Raw genomic sequence first — 18,816 nt, forward strand, 5'->3', positions numbered from 1 at the left:
TGCCAGCGAGTTTCTAAGGTCTGCCATGTCAACTCCCAACTCTCCACGTGACGATCACACCGAAAACCCCCTCTCCCCGGATACTCCGGAGACCCCGTCCACGCCGTCCCCGGCCGATACCGGCTCTGGTGATGTGAGCTCCGAGGATCTGAACTCTGCCCCCAAGAGCGATGCCAGCACGACCGACTCTCCGAGCACTGCGACCGGCGGTTCCACCTCGCAGCAGTCCCAGCAGTGGGGTCAGCCACAGTCTGACCAGTCCAGCCAGCCGCAGTGGGGTTCCCAGCCGCAGGACAACCAGCAGCCGTGGAGCCAGCCGCAGGGTGGTCAGCCGCAGTGGGGTCAGCAGCAAGGCCAGCCTCAGCAGTGGGGCCAGGCGCAAGGCAACCCGCAGCAGCAGCAGTGGGGTCAGCCGAACCAGCAGCAGTGGGGCGGCCAGCCACAAGGTGGTCAGCAGCAGTGGGGTCAGCCGGAGGGCCAGCCGAACCAGCAGCAGTGGGGTCAGCCGCAGGGCCAGCCGAACCAGCAGCAGTGGGGTCAGCCGAACCAGCAGCAGTGGGGTCAGCCGCAGGGCCAGCCGAACCCGCAGCAGCAGTGGGGTCAGCCGCAGGGCAACCCGCAGCAGCAGTGGAACCAGCCCAACCAGCAGCAGTGGGGCCAGCCGCAGCAGGCTCCGAACCAGAAGCAGTCCTTCAACATGCCGAAGGTGAACGTCAAGCTGCCGGACTGGCTCGGCCTGTTTTACGCCTTCCAGCTCCTGCTGACCTTCCTGTTCAGCTTCCTCGGCCTGGCCAGCTACAAGGGCAGCATTGACGGCGTCGGTTCGATCGGCCTCAAGATCAACTGGTGGGGCAACGTCAGCCTCACCCACTCCGGCTACGGCCGCTACGCGGATAACTTCTTCACCCAGGGCTACATCGAAGAACTCAACGAGGAGGCCGGCGGCGGCTGGATGATCTTTGTTGCCCTGCTCATCCTCGCGCTGTACGGCGCGGCGACCTACTTCGCGGTGACCAAGAAGTGGAAGCCGGCTGCAATGCTCGGCGCGGCAGCTGGTGCGATCCAGCTTATCGAGGTCATCGTCCTCGCTGTCCAGGTCAAGCAGGAAGGTTTCAGCCTCGGCGCAGCATGGTGGTTCTGGCTGCTGATCTCCCTGGTCACGCTCGGCGTGTCCATTGCCCTGATCGTGCTGGGCAAGGACAAGTTCGACGCCAAGATCAACCAGACTCGTGCGAATGTGAGCAATGGCGCTGGGACGCAGTCGTCGGCAAGCAATGATGCCCCGAACCAGTCCGGCTCCACGGCGTGGAACCAGCAGAAGCCGAACACCGGCGGCTCCGACGCAAAGTAGTGTCACGCCCCAGCGTAGGGTGGTCCGGCGAGCCGCCCTGCACCGAATGGGATTACCATCAGTCGGGTGACTGATAAATTTCGCCAGCTGCCCCCGCCAGGTCCGGCGTGGGGCGGCAGTCTTATGGGTACGTCGATTGTCGCGCGCCTGCTGGTCGAGGAAGGCCTCTACGTTGCCTCCGCGATCTTCGCCGCCATCGCGGGCGTGATCCTTGTCGTGCTCACCGACGGGTTCGTGCGCTACCGCCATCCGGAGTTTAAGCAAACGACGATGGCGGAATGGTCGATGTTCTTCATCGGCATCCTCGCGCTCGGTGCCGCGCTCTCCGGCCTCACCGGCAACGGCATCTTCCGGTTGGTCGGGTTTTGGCTCGGCGCTCCCCCGACGGTGGTCACGTGGGCGGTGCAGCTGAAGCGTTTCGACGGCTCCCCCAAGTTCACCTGGGGACTCCCCCTGGTCGGGCCGATGATTTCAGCGTCAGTGGCCGGGTTTTGCGCGCGGGAATACGGGCAGCTCTACCACGTGCTGGGCACGGTGCTGTTTGTGATGTCCCTGGCCACTGCGGTGCCGATCTTCGTGCGCGTCTACTGGGCCGCGTGGCAGGGCAAGGTGGACTTGTCCGGCGCGAAGTCCGCGACGGCGTGGGTGCCGCTGGGCGTTGTGGGCCAATCGACGACCGCTTTGCAGGTGCTCTACCCCGGCACCGCGTCCGTGGTGTACGGGCGCGTGATGCTGGTCATCGCCATTCCGCTGGCCATCTACGCCATGATCACCTTCTACCCCCCCCGGCACCGCGTCCGTGGTGTACGGGCGCGTGATGCTGGTCATCGCCATTCCGCTGGCCATCTACGCCATGATCACCTTCTACCCCAACGTTGCGCGGTGGGTGGAGTACTCCCCCGCGTGGTGGTCCTGCACCTTCCCGCCGGGCACCGTCAGTATGGGCGGCCACCAAGTCGCCATTGTCAGCGATTCGCACTGGCTGGACGTGGTGGCGCTGAGTATTCCAGTGCTGCTGGTGGTGCACTGGGCGCTGTGCTCCTCCCGGTTTGTCAGCTGGTGGCTAGCGGGCCGTCGCCATACGTGATGTGATGTCCCGCACCACTTCGTCGGGGCGCTGGGCGGACACTAAGTAATCCGTCGTCCGGGTTGTGATGCGCACCGTCGGCCCGCCGACGATATAGCCCATCCCGTTCGGCCCCTTGAGAAACCGAGCGCCGGCACCTTCCTTCGCGCCGGTCGCGGGACCGACCTCAACGGTCTTGATTTGCGAGTACTCGATGGTCTCGGTCATCCCCATCACCGATATGGTCACGTCCTCCGGGCCCACGAGGATGGACGCGCGCATGCTCAGCAGCGCCGCCAAGATCAGACCGACGATCACGAACGCCGCCGTACCGCCCCAGCCCGGCTTCATGGCTAGCGGAAGCATCGACCCCCAGATGAGCAACGCCGCAGCCACCGCAATCCAGCGGATCGGCCCGTTCAAACTCTGCCTGTACAAATTCGCTTCCACGTGGCCCAGTGTAGGGGGTGGGTTGGAGGGAGCGTCGATAAGCAAGAGTGCCCCGGCGGTGCTAGGTTGCGGGAGTTATGGGGGAAAATTTGGGGCGGGAGCTCTTGCTGGAGAAAATTGTTGGGCGTGCAGTGAATGCGCAGGTGGAATGTGAGCGTCTGCGCTGCACTACGTGCCGACGGCAGTTTGGACCACGCTCAAGCCACACGAGCGCGAGTTCTTGCGGTGCTATGCGGCATCCGCGATTACCCATAAGGCGGTGCTGGTCGGGCGGTCCGCGGCGCGCATAGCGGGGATGTGGGTGCTGGAGCACAAGGATGAGGTGGTGGAGCTAGCGCTGCCGAGTGGTAAACCGCCCGCGAAGAGCAGCTGGCCGGAGGGGATTGTGTGCCGGCGGGTGCCGGTCCCGGCCGGGGACATTGTGACCGCGGGAAAGCACGGCGAGCTCAGGTACACGCGCGGGGCGCGCACGGCCATCGACGTGGCGCGGTTTCACACGCAACGCGACGGGGTGGTGGCGTTCGACAGCCTGTTCCGCGACGAGACCGAGGCCAATAAGCTCGCGATCTCGGAGTCTGTGACGAAGGCACTGAAACGCATGGAGGGGAAGCAGCACATCGCGGCAGCGCGCGAGGCGTTCGAGCTGTCCACAACCCTGTCCGAGTCCGCCTTTGAGAGTCTGTTCCGGATGATTCTGCGTGAGAAAGGCATCGAAGTCACGCTGCAGCGGTGGATCGGGCCGTACCGGGCGGACATGCTGTGGGGCCAGCTGATCATTGAGATCGACGGCTACTCCAAGTTCGCCGACAAGCCCCACGACGTGGTCATGCGCCAGAACAAGCGCGACAACTGGCTGCGCGAGCAGGGTTACGAGGTGATCCGCATCCACCCCTCGGAGATTCTGCGCAATGAGGAGGATTGCGTCGCCCGCGTGCTGGCCGCCAAAGCCCGCGCGGATCAGCGTGGGCCGGTGCTTGTCGCCGACTACGCCGTCCGGACCGTGCCCAAGGGCGGCTGGGGCATTCGAGGGGATTAGGGGGCGGGGGCTGGACGCGCTGGAGGTGCTGGAGGCGCTGGTTTGGCTCGGGCGCCGGGGCGGTGGTTTGGCATGGGCGCTGGGCCTCTGTAGTCGGGGTCGGCCGATCCCCCGTGGTTCTCTATCCTCCGCCAGCCGGCCCCTGGGTCCTCCAGATGGTGAGACCTTCATGGAGAGACCTACTGGGTAACTCCCACTTGGTGAACTCGTCGATTTTGAGGCCTACTTCACCAAGTGGGTCTCACCATCTGGAAAAGCGGTTGTCCGGCTGGAAGGGCCGGGCGGCTGCCGGGCGCCGGCGGGCCAGGAGGCTGGCGAGCCAGGAGGCTGGCAGGCCGGGCGGGCCAGGCGGGCTGGCCTGCCCGCCCAGCCAAGCGCGCCATCGGCACTACAATCAGCCTCATGATCAAACGCTTGGCCACCACCGCCAGCGCCGTCGCGTGCGCGGTCGCCCTCACCACCGGCCTCACCGCCTGCGCGGGCGGGTCGAGCGAGCTGCCGGCACCGGAGTTCGTCACCTCGGACAACCTGGACGGCGCGGAGATCACGCTGCACCCGGACCGCTCGCTGGTCATCCCGGTGGGTGAGGACGACCCAGCGCGGTGGTCCGAAGGCTCCGTGGACGACGAAGCCGTGGCCAAGTTCGTCCCCGGCACGTCCGCAGGCGAGACCAAGTCCAACCCTGGTTTCACCGCCGTGGGCAAGGGCACGACCGGCGCGCAGATCGTCGACCCGAAGACGGGCGAGGCTATCACCTTCACGATCACGGTGAAGTAGCGCGCCACAGAGCCCGCGTGGCACGCTCCAGGGCCCGCGTTACAGCGCCACGTTCAGATCCACCTCGCCGTCCCAGCCGGGCACGCGTCCGCGCGAGGTGAACTGCCACATCAGGGGCGCCGGCATGCCGAGGGGCCAGGGGCTTTTGCTTATCGACGGAACGTCCCCGCCACCAAGCACGCTGGCACCCTCTCCCCCACCAACCTCCACAACCGGATTGTCGCCCCACGCCGCCAGCCACAGCGCCCCGAACTGGGCCGGGTTGGCCAACAACATGTGCCTACGCCAATACGCGGCGGTGGTGTACACCCCAGCAACCTCCACGCCGGCGGTGGTGAAGTGGTGGTGGGCGGAATGGACGTCGTCAAGCGAAAGCCCTGCGGGGGACTCGACGTCGAGCCACATGGGCACGCGCGTGGACCCCAGGACCTCCAGCGCTGCGTCGACCTGCTCCTTTACGCTGGTGCCCTCGGAAGGCGCGCGGAGGTAATGGTAGGTGGAGATGGGGAGGTTGGCGGAGAGGGCGTCGGCAAGCAAGTGCGAAAAAGCGTGGTCGCGGTAGGTGCCGTCGGTGGTGCGCAGGACGGCGAAGTCGAGCCCTGCGAAGGCGGTGAAGCCGGCTTGGTGCTCGGAGAGGTCGACGCCGAGGCGCATCAGCGCTTGGAAAAACCCATGCGGGGGCTGAAGCCTGAAGGGTGCTTGCGCTGCGCGGCGGCGTCGCCGATGACTAGGCGCCACTTCGGGTCCTTCACCGGCATCTGGGAGATGGGGAACCAGCCGACGGCGGTGGATTCATCGTCCCCAACCACCCACCGGCATCTGGGAGATGGGGAACCAGCCGACGGCGGTGGATTCATCGTCCCCAACCACCGGCTCCGCGGACGGGTCCTCCGGCTCGAGGCGCAGCTGCACCGACATGTAGCTAGCCACATCGCCGTTGCTGTGCGTGACGGGGCCGACGGAACCGACGCCCAGGATGGCGGCGGGGGTGGCGCGGATGCCGGTCTCCTCGAGGACCTCGCGCACGGCGGCATCGTGCGCCTCCTCGCCCGGGTCCGCGATGCCGGTCACTGGCGTCCACTCGCCGTTATCCGCGCGCTGGACCAGGAGCACCTCCGGCACGGCCCAATCCGAATTGTCCGTGGAATCGCGCAGCACCACCGCGCACACGGACGGCACCCACATCGGGTCGGTGCCGATCTTCTTGCGGGTCTCCACAATGAACTCTGGGATTGCCACTGCGCGTCCTTTCGGTGCATGAGTACGGTTTCGGTGCGTAGCGTAGACGGCTTCCCACTCTAGTTCGACTACACTTTCCAACCATCATGAGCACTGCAATTCCCCGCGCCGACGCACCGGCAGACCCGCCGGCGGACGCGACCCCAGAGCCCGCGCCGGCAAAGCGCACGCTGGTCCAGCGGGTGCCCGCGCCGGTGTTCATCACCGTCTACGGCGTGCTGGTGGTGGCAGTGATTGTGGCCGGCGCGATGCTGGCCAGCTACGCGCAGCGCGGCGGCGAGACACCTTCGCAGCGCCTAGAGGCCGCCAGCAGGGCGACGACGGAGGCTGAAGCCGAAGCGGCCGACCCCGAGACCACCCCTTCGGCCACCGCCGGAGCCCCCGCCGAGCCTCCCCTGCCGGAGCCGCGCCAACCTTTCAACCCGCCGCCCGCGGATGAGGCGAACGTGCTGGCCAGCATCCGCCGGCACCTGATCACGGACGTTCAGACTTCCGCCGGGGACACCGGCGTGCTCATGCGCGGCACCATCGCGGGCGACTTGGAGACGCAGCTGCCGGAGCTCAGCGGCCACATCTCCCGCTTGCTGGAGCAGAACTGCATCGACGCGCTCACCCTCAAGACCGCGGACAACCTCCGCTTAAGCTTTTACGGCTTTTGCTTTTCGACGATCCCAGAAACCACCATCTCCCAACTAGCAACCCTGGCGGATGAGCAGGACGCGGAGGCCATGATCATCATGGATACGCACTCCAGCTCCGCCATCGAGGCCGAAGTGACCAGATCCGCCCGGCCGGGATCAAGCGCCTGCGTTTCGCTGCCTACGGCGAGACCGAGGCGGCGTTCTACGAAAATCCCGAGGCCTCGCGCACGAGGCTGTGGCGCGACCCGACGGGCGACACCGTCCCGCGGGCTGTCACCAAGTCTGCGTGATAAACGCCGCGTCCGGCACAACCTGCCGCACCACACCCATGAATTGCTCCACGTTGGAGTAGCTCATGCGCTTGGGGTCTTCCATGCCTTCCCAGCAGGCGTCGTCGGAACGCCCGGCCTCCGTGCCGGACACGATGCCGATGATCACCGCCCGCCCGTTGACGTGCGTGAATACGGGTCCGCCGGAGTCGCCCGGCGCGGCGCACACGGCACCGATGTCGCCGAAGGTGGGGCGCTCATTGTCAAAGTCGGTGTTCACGATCTGCACGCGCTGCGTCTCCAGGAACTCACCGCAGGTGTAACCGGTGGTGCCGCCGGTTTTGCAGATGTGGCCGATCGGCGGCACCTCTTGCCCGATGCCGGTGGGAATCGGGTCCCCCACCAGCTCCATCGTGCGGTCCGGGTCCGTGATTTCCACAATGCCCACGTCCACGTTTTCGTTGCCCGGGCTGTACAGGCCGGAATACACCACTCGCCCGGCGGCCTGGATGTAGTCCGCGGCAAAGGTGGCGTTGGTGGGCCACACCCAGTCCCCTTCCTTGCCGCAGTGCCCGGCCGTGACGGCGAAGTTCCGGCCTTGGCTGTTGGAGAAAGAAAACGCCACGGTGCAGGACTGCGCGGTGAAGCTTTCGCCCGGCTGCGGCACGTGGTCCGTGCTCTGGATCTTGGTGCCGGGCGCCCACAGCGCGAACTCGGGCACCAGGATCTCGTTCGGCGGGGGTGCCGGCGCGGCAGGATCTTCAGCGGGCGGCGCGTCCTGCGGCGTCTGCACCGCCTCGTGTGCCTGCTGCTCCTCCACCGTGCGCGTGGGCACCTGCGACGTGGTCAAACCCACCCACACCACGGTGGCCACCAGCGCCGCCACCGCGAACACGGCAAACACCCACCCGACGGTGTTCGCACGCCGCGGCGGGGGGCTCATGCTTATCGACGGCCGCACGTACACCACCGGCTCCGGAAACCGAAGCGGTTGCCCGTGAGCGGTCTGGTACTTCCGCGCGGCATTGCCGCGCTCCCCGTTCACGCCGGGTTGGCCTGCGCCAGTGTGTTGAACGCCAGTTTGCGGAACCTCAGGCTGCCCGGCGGCGGGGTGGTCGGGATAGGGCACTCGCGCGCCCTACTCCCCGGCTTTGTCGTCCGCGTCCTCGACGGCGGTCTCCGGGTGCGTCTCAGCCAAGTTGTCGTTCATCTTGGCCGCCTCTTCTGCCTGGATCTTCATGTCTCGGATGAACTTTTCCGGATCAAACTCGGTGTAGTGCTCCGGACCGGCGAATTGTTCCTGTGCCACGGGTTTCTCCTTTACGCGTCTTAGACGACGGTGTCTAAACGTCAGTGTTCTCGATGGCATCCACGATAAACGCCTTGACCGCCTCCGCGTCGTTCGGCAGGTCGGCCACGTGGCGCTCCGCATCCATGATGCCGGCGAAGCGCTCCGGAATCTCCGGGGCCTCGCCCAGCGCCTCCACGATCGTGTCCGCGAACTTCACCGGCAGCGCGGTCTCCAGTACCACAATCGGGGTGTCCACGCCGTCTGCTACCGAACGGGCGACAAAGACGCCGTCGGCAGTGTGCGGGTCAATCAGCACGCCGTTGCGCTCGTGCGTCTCCTTGATGGTGGCCACGCGGTCCGCGTGGGTGGACTTCCCGGAGAGGAAGCCGAACTCGCCCGCGATGCGCTCGCGCGCGTCCTCGCCGCCGACGGTGCCCCCGAAATCATCGAGGTTGAAGCCGCCCTCTTTCACCTTCGTGCCAAAGAGGTCTGCGGTGACCTTGGCGTCGCGCCCGGTGACGTCGAAAATAAAGCGCTCAAAGTTGGACGCCTTGGAAATGTCCATGGACGGGGACGAGGTGGCGTGGGTCTCCGCGGCGGAGCGGGGGCGGTACTCGCCGGTGGTGAAGAACTCGTGCAGCACGTCGTTCTCATTCGTCGCCACGATCAGTCGGTCAATCGGCAGGCCCATCTGCTTGGCGATATGGCCTGCGCAAATGTCGCCGAAATTGCCGGTTGGCACGCAGAAGCTCACGCGCTCATCGTTGCTCTCGGTGACCTTGATGTAAGAGGAGATGTAGTACACAGTCTGCGCCAGCAAGCGCGCCCAGTTAATGGAGTTCACTGCGCCGATGGAGTACTTGGCCTTGAACGCCGCGTCTCCGCTGACTTCCTTGACCACGTCCTGGCAGTCGTCGAACACGCCGTCCAGCGCGATGTTGAAGATGTTCGGGTCATCCAGGCCGAACATCTGCGCCTGCTGGAACGGGGTCATGCGCCCGCCCGGGGTGAGCATGAACACGCGGATGTTGTCGCGCCCGCGCATCGCGTACTCGGCGCTGGAGCCGGTATCGCCCGAGGTCGCGCCCAGGATGTTGATCTCCTCGCCGCGGCGGCCCAGCTCGAACTCGAACAGCTCGCCGAGCAGCTGCATCGCCATGTCCTTGAACGCGGCCGTCGGTCCCTCGGAGAGGTGGGCGATCCACAGCCCCTCCTCCAGCTCGGTCACGGGCACAATCTCCTCGGACGCGAACTTCTCCGTGGTGTACGCCTGGGTAGTCAGCTTTTCGACGATCACAGGAGGAATGTCATCCACAAACAGCTTGACTACCTCTGCCGCCAGCGCCGCGTAGCCCTCGGCGGCGAGCAGCTCGCGCCACGAATCCAAGAGCTCCGGTGTGATCTGCGGATACACCGCCGGCATGTACAGGCCGCCGTCAGGGCTGAGGCCAGCAAGCAGGATGTCGGTGAAGGTCCGCGGGGTGGCGTGCGGGTCGCGCGTCGAGATGTAATCCACGCCGGAGATTCTACTGGGTGCGGTCGCCGCCCCGCTCCCAGACCGCCCCGGGATGTTGTTATCGCCGGGGTGGCTCTTGGCGGCCGGTGAGGATGTCCACGACGGAGCGAATCGCCGCGTCGCCCAGCTGTGGCAACGGGCGGTGCGCCGCGTCCGATTCAGCGGGGCGCTCGGCCGGGCGCGGTGCCGGTTGTGGTGCCGGTTCGACGGCGACGGTCAACGTGGAATCCTCTAACGTCACCGGCGTGGAGCGTTCCACACCGGCCACGCGTGCCGCCTCCACCAGGGCAACAAGGTCAGCGAACGTGGCATCCGCCAGGTCAATGGTCATGTGCACAGCCATGGTCTAGAGCTTATGGCGTTTTGCTTCCTCAAGGCCAAGCTCGATCGCTAAATCTTCAAGACTGATCGTTTGCAACTCGCCCCGCCTCACAGCTCTGGCCTCGGCCTCGAGCTGTGCAATGTACCTCGAGTCCACTGGTTGGTCCATGGAGAAATTGTAAGCACCAACCCCGGCTACTCGTACTCCAGCGAGGGCACCTCGCCCCAGAACACCTCCTCCACCACGCGGTGGGCGCGGCGGGTCACACGCAGGTATTCCTCCAGGAACTCCTGCTGGTTGTCCGGGTCGTAGCCGGCGGATCCCGCCACCTGCGCCAGCTGCGGGCCCGGCGCGGGCAGCTGGTCGGTGCGCTTGCCGGAGACCAGCACCAGGGCGTTGCGGGCGCGGGTGGCGGTGAGCCACGCCTCGCGCAGCACAACGGCCTGGCTGGCGGGCAGGATCGCCGGGTCATCCAGCTCGGCGAGGAAATCCAGCGCTTCGAGTGTGGAGGTGGTGTGCAGGCCCTCCTGGGTGTGGGCGTGCATCATGGTCAGCAGCTGCACCGTCCACTCCACGTCGGCAAGCGCGCCGCGGCCCAACTTGGTGTGCACGCTGCGGTCCGCGCCGCGCGGCAGCCGCTCATTGTCCACCCGGGCTTTGATGCGGCGGATCTCGCGAACGTCGGCAAGCGAAGCCCCCTGCTCCGGGTAGCGGAAGGCGTCGATCATGCGGAGGAATGCCTCGCCCACCAGCTCGTCGCCGGCGACGGTGGTGGCGCGCTGCAGGGCCTGTTTCTCCCAGACCTCGCCCCATTCGCGGTAGTAGCGCTCGTAGGAAGCGATGGTGCGGACGACGGCGCCGGAGCGGCCCTCCGGGCGCAGGCCCAGGTCCACCTCGAGCGGCGGGTCACCGGAGGGCTTCGCGAGGCGGGTGCGCATCTGGTCGATGATGCGGGCGGCCCAGGCCAGGGCCTCGGCCTCGCGGTCAGCGGCCTCGGCGCCCGCGTCCTCCCCGCGGACCGGCTCCGCCACCACCATCACGTCCGCGTCGGAACCGTAGCCCAGCTCCGCGCCGCCGAGGCGGCCCATGCCGATGATCGCGATGCGGGCCGGAGCCTGATCCACCCCGCGGGCAGCGAGGTCGGTGCGGATCTCCGCGAGCAGGCCGGCCTGCAGCACGGCCTCCCAGACGATGGTCAGCTCCTCGCAGACCTGGCGGACCTCCATGAATCCCAGCAGGTCCGCGCTGGCAATGCGGGCCAGCTCCGCGCGGCGAAGCGACCGCGCGACGCTGACGGCCTTGTCCGCGTCGTCCTGGTAGCGCTTCGACGCGGCGATGATGGCTTTGTGCACTTGGTCCGGGGCGGCGTCGAGAAGCCTTGGCCCATTGGAGCCGTCGCCCAAAAGCTTCACCACCTCGGGCGCGGCGATGATCAAGTCGGAGGTGTACGGCGAGTTACCCAGGATTTTCATGAGGCGCTGGCCCACCACGCCTTCGTCGCGGAGCATGCGCAGGAACCAGCTCTTGTCCTCCGCGGCCTCGGAGAGCTTGCGGTAATTCAGCAGGCCCGCGCCGGGGTCGGCGGTGCCGGCGAGCCAGTACATCAGCGTAGGCAGCAGGATGGCCTGCAGTTTCGCCTTGCGGGAGGTGCCGGTGGCCAGGGCGGTGAGGTGGTCGTAGGCGCGGGCCGGGTGGCGGTAGCCCAGCGCGGCCAGGCGGGCCTTCGCGGCGTCCGGGGTCAGCGTCGCTTCGCCCACGGAGAGGTCCACCACCGCGTTGAGCAGCGGGCGGTAGAACAGGCGCTCGTGCAGCGTGGACACGGCGTCGCGGATCTGCTTCAGCCGCGCGTGCATCTGCTCGATCGCGGTCTCGCGGCCGGGCGTGAAGCCGCTCGCGCGGGCGAGCCAGCGCGTGCGCCGCTCATCCTCATCCTCCGGCAGCTGGTGGGTGCGGCGGAAGCGCTGGAGCTGCAGGCGGTGCTCCAACAGCCGCAGGAATGCGTAGGCCTCGGTGAGCTGCTTTGCGTCCTCGCGGCCGACGTAGCCGCCGTCCGTGAGCGCCTTCAGCGCGTCGATGGTGTTGGGGGTGCGCAAAGTATCGTCGATACGCCCGTGCACCAGCTGCAGCAGCTGCACCGCGAACTCCACGTCGCGCAAACCCCCGTAACCCAGCTTCAGCTCGCGCGCCCGCATCGCCTCCGGCACATTGTCCAGCACGCGCCGGCGCATGGCCTGCACGTCCTCCACGAAGCTCTCGCGCTGGCTGGCTTCCCACACCAGGGGCGCAAGCTTATCGACGTACGCCTGACCCAACCCCATATCCCCCGTCATCGGACGGGCTTTCAGCAGGGCCTGGAACTCCCAGGTTTCGGCCCAGCGCTTGTAGTACGCCACGTGGCTATCCAGCGTGCGTACGAGTGCGCCGGACTTGCCCTCGGGGCGCAGGTTCGCGTCCACTTCGAAGAAGCAGGCGGAGCCGATCCGCATGAACTCGGCCGCGGCGCGGGTGATCTTGGGCGTGGCGGGCTCCGCCACAAAGATCACGTCCACGTCGGAGATGTAGTTCAGCTCCCGCGCGCCGCACTTGCCCATGGCGATCACGGCCAGCTGCGCATCCGGTTCCTCTTCCCCGTACACACGCTGCATGGCCACGGCGAGTGCTGCCGTGAGCGCCGCGTCCGCGATGGCGGTCAGCGCCTCGGTGACCGCGGTGTAGCCCAAGGTCGGGCCCTCGCCGTGGCCCTTCACCGCGGCGTACGTCCCCGCCAGATCCGCCGCGGCCACGCGCATCACCAGTGTCCGGTGGGCGTTGCGCAGGGCCTCGTTGCCGCCGTCCACCGCGGCCATCATGGTTTCTAGGGCCTCTTCAGCAGTGGGGATGTCTTCCTGCAGCTCGCGCCACAACTCCGGGTGCGCCACCAAGTGATCCGCCAAGGCCGTGGAACCGCCGGCGAGGGCGAAGAAGCGGGTGCGGTACAAGGGATCGTCGAAAAGCAAAGCCCTGACCTTGGTCCACTGCGAACCGGAAGCCTCCATGAAACGGTGCGTGGTGTTCAGCGCGAGATCCGGGTCGCCGGCACCGGCGAGGGTCCACAACACGGCCTCATCGTCGAAGCCGAGGTCCTCCAAATCCTGCGCGGCGCGCGGGGACGTGAGGCCGAGCTTGGCGGGGCTGGGCAGGGCGCGGGCCGTCACAGGTCCAGCCCCGTCTCAATCTCCCACGGCGTGACCTGGCTGGTGTACTCGTGCCACTCGTCCCACTTGGAGCGCAGGTAGAACTCGAAGACCTGCTCGCCCAAGACCTCCGCCATGAATTCGGACTGCTCCAGGTGGCGCAGCGCCTGGTCCAGGGAGTTCGGCAGGTCGCGGTAGCCCATCGCGCGGCGTTCGCGGCGGGTGAGCGCGAAAACATCGTCGCGCGCGGGATCATCCAGCTCGTAGCCGCCCTCGATGCCCTTCAGGCCCGCTGCCAGGACGGCCGCGAACGCGAGGTAGGGGTTGCAGGCGGAGTCCAGCGAGCGCACCTCAATGCGGCGCGATTCCGCCTTGTGCAGGCGGTACGTGGGCACGCGCACCATCGCGGAACGGTTGGAAATGCCCCACGTCGCGGCCGTTGGCGCCTCCGATCCGAACTGCAGGCGCTTGTAGGAATTCACCCACTGGTTGGTCACCGCGGAAATCTCTGGCGCGTGCTCGATGATGCCGGCAATGAACTGGCGACCCACCTTGGACAGGCTGATCTCATCGTCCGGGTCGTGGAACGCGTTCGTCTCCCCCTCGAAGAGGGAAAAGTGCGTGTGCATCGCGGAACCGTCCAGGTTTGGAAACGGCTTGGGCATGAACGTGGCGTGCACGCCCGTCGCCTCCGCGACGGTCTTCACGATGTAGCGGAACGTGACCACGTTGTCCGCCATCGTCAGCGCGTCCGTGTGCCGCAGGTCAATCTCCTGCTGGCCCGGGCTCGCCTCGTGGTGCGAGAACTCGGTGGTGATTCCCATATACTCCAGGGCTGAAATTGCTTGCCGACGCAACTTCGGAGCCTCATTCCGCTTCGCCTGGTCAAAATAGCCGCCCTTGTCGGACGGTTTGATCCCCTCCCCATCCTGGTTGACCACGTAGAACTCAATCTCCGGGCTGGCAAAGAACTCGAAGCCCATCTCGCGCGCCGCGTTCATCTGGCGGCGCAGCACGTGGCGCGGGTCCGCGTAGAGCGGGTCCCCGTCCGGCATGGTGATGTCGCAGAACAGGCGGGCTGTTTGCAGGCCGGCGTCCTCGTCAAACGGCAGCGGCTGGTACGTCGACGGGTCCGGCCTAAGCAGCGTGTCCGACTCAGAGATGCGGCTAAAGCCCTCAATGGAGCTGCCGTCAAAGCCCACGCCCTCCTCGAAGGCGGACTCCAGCTCCGTCGGCGCCATCATCACCGTTTTCAAGCTGCCGGAGATGTCCGTGAACCAGAGGCGGATGAAGGCGATGTCCTGCTGCTCCACCAGCCGCAGGACGTTGTCGGTTTGAGAGCTCATGGTGGTCAAGTTTAGGCCCGTGGCCGGGTCGGTGGGTCGGTGCGGTCGGGGCGCCCTCCACTCCCCCCGGAGCCAAAGTTTGCAAGGTATGGCGCGCGGGGCTCCATCGGCCCAGCTCGCGCCCAAACGTGAACAACTTTGGCGCGGGCACCCCGGCGAAAGAATCGGACGATTCCTACGCCTGGGCCTCTATAGGGCCAGGTCGGTGCAATCCCAGGACGATTCTTTCGCCCCCACGGCTATGGTTGAGGTAGACCAACGAAATTCACGTAACCTGACGAACCCCGAAACGAACAAGGAGACTTCCCATGGCCAACACCCCAGAGAAGCACCTCGAGGTTGAGCTCAAGCTTGCCGTCGATGAGCAGACCAGCGTCCCCGACCTGGCGCAGCTGCCCGGCGTCGCCTCCATGCTGGGTACCGAGCAGCACAATCTGTCTGCTATTTATTACGACACCAAGGATCTGCGCCTCACCCGCCAGAAGATCACTTTGCGCCGCCGCACCGGCGGGTCCGACGACGGCTGGCACATGAAGATCCCCGCAGGCGACGGCCGCCGCGAGCTGCGTGTCCCACTGGATGATCCGGCGCAGGTGCCGAATGAGCTGCTGGAGCAGGTCCGCGCCATCGTGCGCACGGAGCCGCTCGAGCCGATCGCGCAGGTGGACAACCGCCGCGTGGAATCCAAACTGGCCGGCGAGAACGGCGAGCCGGTGGCGGAGTTTTGCGACGATCACGTCACCGCCTGGTCCCTCCTCCCCGGCGGCCAGCGCACGTCCTGGCGCGAGTGGGAGCTGGAGCTCGATGAATCCGTCGCCGGCACCGAGGAAGGCGCGAGCATCATTCGCCAGGCAACCTCGTTCCTGATTGCCTCCGGCGCGCGCAAGTCCTCCTCCCCGTCCAAGCTCTCCACCGCGCTGGGCGACAGCATCCACACCGCGCCGAAGCCGCCGCACATGCAGTCCGACAACGTCGACGAGGACTCCCCCGCCGCCGCCGTGGTGGAGGCCCTGCGCGTGCAGCGCGACCAGATCGTGGAGTGGGACCCGCGCGTGCGTGCCGACGAATTCGATTCCGTCCACCAGCTCCGCGTAGCCACCCGCGAGATGCGCTCCCTGCTGGAGACCTTCGAGGGCATCCTCGAGGGCGATGAGCTGCAGCACCTCGAGGAGGAACTCAAGGAAACCGCCGCGGTGCTGGGCGTCGCGCGCGATGCGGAGGTCGTCGAGGAGCGCTTCCTCGAGCTCCTCGACACCGACGAGAGCGGGCTTATCGACGACACCACGCGGAGCCACATCGAAAACGACATGCGCGCGGATTATGAAGCGGCGCACGCGGAGATCGTCGAGATGCTGAACTCCGAGCGCTTCCTCACCATGCTGGACAACATCGACGAGCTGCTGGCGAACCCGCCGGTCGCGCTCGGCGAGGACAGCGACGGCGACGGCGACGGCGAGACCGCCGAGGCAGATGCTGAGGGCGACGGCGAGGCCGAGGACGGCGAGGACGCCAAGGACGGCAAGGACACCAAGCCCGAGAAGAGCGCGAAGCAGCTCAAGAAGGAATCCCGCGAGATCATGCTTGAGCACCTGGAGAAGGCCTTCAAGAAGGTGAACAAGCGCGACAAGCTGGTGGACGAGTACTACCACGACACGGACCTGCCGCTGCACGACCGCGAGGAATACGTCCACGACGTACGCAAGGCCGTAAAGAAGCTGCGCTACGCCACCTCGGCCGCGCAGCAGGCCGGCATCAAGACTGGCCGCCTGGCCAAGGCCGCCAAGGCCATGCAGACCGTACTGGGTGATTTCCAGGATGCCGTCACCTCACGCGACCGCATCCTGCGCCTTGCCGGCGAGGCCCGCGAGCGCGGCGAGGACACCTTTGCGTACGGCGTGCTTTACCAGCGCGAACTTGACCGCGGCAACAAGGCTTTCGCGGGTTACGACGAAGCCATGCGCGAGCTCAAGAAGGCCTTCAAGAAGGTCAAGGCCTAAGCACAGGCGCGCGGGTGAGGCTGGGCCAACCTGGCCCAGCCTGCCTAAGCGCTGCGCAGGGCCGCGATCGGCGGGATGGCCGCGGCCCGGCGCGCAGGCACGATCGCTGCCGCGCCGGCGGCGGCCAGCAACCCAATAAGCAGCAGCGCAAGGCGCGCCCACGGAATCTGAACGACCACGTGCAGCTGCTCCCCACCCAGCAGCGCGCGCGAGCCCGCCGCGCCAGCAACAATCCCGCACGCCAGGCCGATCGCCGCGCCGCTGGCGGCGAGCAACTGCGTCTCAGCAAGAATGCCGCGCATCACCTGCACCTTCGTCGCACCCAGCGCCCGCAGCAGGCCGATCTCCCGACGCCGTTCAACGACGGCAAGCGCCACGTTATTCGCCAACCCGACTAGCGCAATCAGCAGTGAGACCAGCAGAAACGCCACGCCAATACGCACGTACCCCTGTAATTCCTCGTTGGTCCCCTCCCGCTGCAGCGCGGGACTACTCAGCGCGGCAATGCCCGGCACCCGCGCCAGCGCGTCCATGCCCACGCTCGGACTCACCCCCGGGGCGAGTTTGACCCAGACGGATTGGGAGGGAGCGTCGAAAAGCGCAATATCGCTCCGGTTCAGCACGCCCATCAGCGGCGCGCCCTCAACCACCTGGATGGAAAACACGCGCGTCACCCCTGGTTGGTGGAGGGCAACGCTTGTCGACGCCGCACGCCCAGCCGTTTGCGGAGTCGGCGGCAGGATGATCGTGCCCGGCGTGGGTTCGGCAATCGCGGTGTCGGTGCGGAGCACGCCGCCAAGCTGCGGATTCCACGCCGCGACGGTCATCGGCCCTTCGGTGTCGGCGAAGGACGCATCCAGCACCAGATCCGTCACCGCCGCGGCCGCCTCCACCTCCGGCAATTCGGCGATAGTCGCAGCGAGCGCCCCCGCATCGCCGTTCGGCGTGACCACGACATCCGTCGGCGTCGCGCCCTCCACCGCCTCCGACAACGTGGCCTGGGCGGACGCGCCGCCCACCAGCAACGCCGCCGTCAGCGTGGCACCGATCCACACCGCGGCCGCCGTCGCCCCGGAACGCCCCGGGTGCCGCGCCAGCTGGGCGACCGCCTGCCGCCCCTCCGGCCCGCTCACTCGGGCCATCTGCTTTGCGACGAACGTAAACACCGACCCCGCAGCCGAACCCGTCGCTTCGACATCGGCAGCTCGCAACGCTTGGAGCGGCGAGACTCGTGTGGCCGCGTAGGCGGGGCGCAGGGCCGCAAGGACGCTGGGCACCACCCCGGCCGCGAGGCCAACCGCCACAAGGCCGGCCCAAAAACCCGGTCGCGCGGCACCGGCGGGCAGGCCCCGCAGCACCGCTGCACCCGCAAGAACGCCGAGGGCGATGCCGCCGAGCGCGCCGATCACCCCGGCGCGCAGCGCGTTGGAGGTCAGGAGCCAGAAGACTTGGCGCCGCAACGCACCGATGCTGCGCAGCAGCGCGATCTCCCGGGTGCTGCGCGCGAGCTGGAGCTGGTAGTTGTTCCCGATCACCACAAACGCCGCGAGCAGGGACACCGCGCTGAGCAGCTTGAGGGCTAGGGCGATGGTCCGCGTGCCGACGGCATAGTTCGACGCGTTCGCAGCAACGTATGCCTCGCTCGCCATAACGCTCGCCCCCGCGCCAGACGCTGCCACGAGCTCATCAACCGCGGCAAAGACCTCCCCTGCGTCGCCCTCCGCGGCCACCAGCAGCGTCGTACTCCCCTCAACGCCAAGCAAGCGCTGGGCTGTGGGCAGGTCAGACAGCAGCGTGGGCAGGCTCGGTTCTTCGGTAGCACCCAGAGCCGCGGTCGCAATGCCAGCGATCGTGACGTGCTCCGCCTCGCCGCCGTACCCCTCCACTTCGATCTGGGCGCCGACGGGATAGCGCGTGGGTTTGCCGGGGACCTCCACAAGCAGCGCCTCGGATTCACCGGCGGGCAGGTGCCCGTCGGTGATGGTGAGCAGGGAAGCGTCGATAAGCACTTGCACCCCGACGGCGGTCGGCGGCTCGGTGCGGGTGACCGCGATGCCCGCCGCTTGCTCAGTGACGCCGCGGACGCCCGGGAGGCCGCGGATGCCCTCGGCGAGCGAGGGCCGCAACCCGACCTCGCTGCTCGCTGAGGTGACAACCACAGACGCGTCGCCGATAGACGTGCGAACGGCGCGCTCCATCTCGGCCCGAATGCCGTGCTGGATCAGGAAGGTGAAGCTGACCAGCGCGGTTGCCAAGAGGACGGCGATAACTGTCGCCGGAGAAAGCCGTGTGGTGTTGCGCAGGCGCCCGCCTGCAGGATGCATGCCGCTGCCCCTGCGCCG

The 18,816-nt window shown here is 67.2% G+C and carries 15 protein-coding genes and 1 pseudogene; 5 read left to right on the forward strand and 11 right to left on the reverse strand.

Going from position 1 to position 18,816, the window contains the following annotated elements:
- Positions 1-25: 25 nt before the first annotated feature.
- Together JZY91_RS07685 and JZY91_RS11880 are read left to right on the forward strand one after the other, a co-directional pair.
- Positions 26-1,351, forward strand: a complete 1,326-nt coding sequence (locus JZY91_RS07685; protein ID WP_234947298.1) for a hypothetical protein — start codon at positions 26-28, stop codon at positions 1,349-1,351.
- An 853-nt stretch (positions 1,352-2,204) separates the two neighbouring features.
- Positions 2,205-2,438, forward strand: coding sequence for a hypothetical protein (locus JZY91_RS11880; RefSeq protein WP_370639288.1), 234 nt, complete (start codon positions 2,205-2,207; stop codon positions 2,436-2,438).
- Here JZY91_RS11880 and JZY91_RS07695 read toward each other — a convergent pair.
- Positions 2,415-2,867 carry a hypothetical protein gene (locus JZY91_RS07695; RefSeq protein WP_234947300.1) on the reverse strand — a complete coding sequence of 151 codons (453 nt, stop codon included), beginning with the start codon at positions 2,865-2,867 and terminating at the stop codon, positions 2,415-2,417. The two genes, JZY91_RS11880 and JZY91_RS07695, sit on opposite strands and share 24 nt — an antisense overlap.
- 172 nt (positions 2,868-3,039) lie before the next feature.
- On the opposite strand from JZY91_RS07695, the gene JZY91_RS07700 reads away from it, so the two are divergent.
- Positions 3,040-3,903, forward strand: coding sequence for an endonuclease domain-containing protein (locus JZY91_RS07700; RefSeq protein WP_234947302.1), 864 nt, complete (start codon positions 3,040-3,042; stop codon positions 3,901-3,903).
- A gap of 402 nt (positions 3,904-4,305) precedes the next feature.
- The gene (locus JZY91_RS07705) at positions 4,306-4,680 is read left to right on the forward strand and encodes a hypothetical protein (protein WP_234947304.1); all 375 of its coding nucleotides are present in this window, start codon (positions 4,306-4,308) and stop codon (positions 4,678-4,680) included.
- A gap of 39 nt (positions 4,681-4,719) precedes the next feature.
- Here JZY91_RS07705 and JZY91_RS07710 read toward each other — a convergent pair whose 3' ends face one another.
- The 9 genes and pseudogenes from JZY91_RS07710 to glnA form a co-directional block, all read right to left on the reverse strand.
- Positions 4,720-5,334 (reverse strand): glycoside hydrolase family 25 protein, encoded by a 615-nt coding sequence (locus JZY91_RS07710; RefSeq protein WP_234947306.1) that lies wholly within the window; start codon positions 5,332-5,334, stop codon positions 4,720-4,722.
- Positions 5,334-5,919: pseudogene (locus tag JZY91_RS07720) on the reverse strand (NUDIX domain-containing protein). The gene JZY91_RS07710 and the pseudogene JZY91_RS07720 overlap by 1 nt, the downstream one beginning before the upstream one ends.
- Positions 5,920-6,833: 914 nt before the next feature.
- A complete protein-coding gene (locus JZY91_RS07725) occupies positions 6,834-7,958 on the reverse strand; it encodes a trypsin-like serine protease (protein WP_234947310.1) in 1,125 nt (374 codons plus the stop codon).
- A gap of 9 nt (positions 7,959-7,967) precedes the next feature.
- Complete coding sequence (locus JZY91_RS07730; protein ID WP_234947312.1) at positions 7,968-8,138, reverse strand: hypothetical protein; 171 nt, start codon at positions 8,136-8,138, stop codon at positions 7,968-7,970.
- A 34-nt stretch (positions 8,139-8,172) separates the two neighbouring features.
- Complete coding sequence (gene thrC / locus JZY91_RS07735; RefSeq protein ID WP_234947314.1) at positions 8,173-9,636, reverse strand: threonine synthase; 1,464 nt, start codon at positions 9,634-9,636, stop codon at positions 8,173-8,175.
- Positions 9,637-9,694: 58 nt separating this feature from the next.
- Positions 9,695-9,979 (reverse strand): hypothetical protein, encoded by a 285-nt coding sequence (locus JZY91_RS07740; RefSeq protein ID WP_234947316.1) that lies wholly within the window; start codon positions 9,977-9,979, stop codon positions 9,695-9,697.
- A gap of 3 nt (positions 9,980-9,982) precedes the next feature.
- Positions 9,983-10,126, reverse strand: a complete 144-nt coding sequence (locus JZY91_RS07745; protein ID WP_234947318.1) for a hypothetical protein — start codon at positions 10,124-10,126, stop codon at positions 9,983-9,985.
- 26 nt (positions 10,127-10,152) lie between these two features.
- The gene (locus JZY91_RS07750) at positions 10,153-13,152 is read right to left on the reverse strand and encodes a bifunctional [glutamine synthetase] adenylyltransferase/[glutamine synthetase]-adenylyl-L-tyrosine phosphorylase (RefSeq protein WP_234947319.1); all 3,000 of its coding nucleotides are present in this window, start codon (positions 13,150-13,152) and stop codon (positions 10,153-10,155) included.
- Complete coding sequence (glnA, locus tag JZY91_RS07755; RefSeq protein WP_234947320.1) at positions 13,149-14,477, reverse strand: type I glutamate--ammonia ligase; 1,329 nt, start codon at positions 14,475-14,477, stop codon at positions 13,149-13,151. The genes JZY91_RS07750 and glnA overlap by 4 nt, the downstream gene beginning before the upstream one ends.
- A 308-nt stretch (positions 14,478-14,785) precedes the next feature.
- On the opposite strand from glnA, the gene JZY91_RS07760 reads away from it, so the two are divergent.
- Positions 14,786-16,474: a CYTH and CHAD domain-containing protein gene (locus tag JZY91_RS07760; protein WP_234947321.1), complete on the forward strand. Its 1,689-nt coding sequence runs from the start codon at positions 14,786-14,788 to the stop codon at positions 16,472-16,474.
- Between the two features lie 44 nt (positions 16,475-16,518).
- Here JZY91_RS07760 and JZY91_RS07765 read toward each other — a convergent pair whose 3' ends face one another.
- Complete coding sequence (locus JZY91_RS07765; protein WP_234947322.1) at positions 16,519-18,798, reverse strand: FtsX-like permease family protein; 2,280 nt, start codon at positions 18,796-18,798, stop codon at positions 16,519-16,521.
- Between the last annotated feature and the right edge of the window lie 18 nt (positions 18,799-18,816).

The organism is Corynebacterium sp. CNCTC7651, assembly GCF_021496665.1.
In the GTDB taxonomy this organism is placed as follows: domain Bacteria; phylum Actinomycetota; class Actinomycetes; order Mycobacteriales; family Mycobacteriaceae; genus Corynebacterium.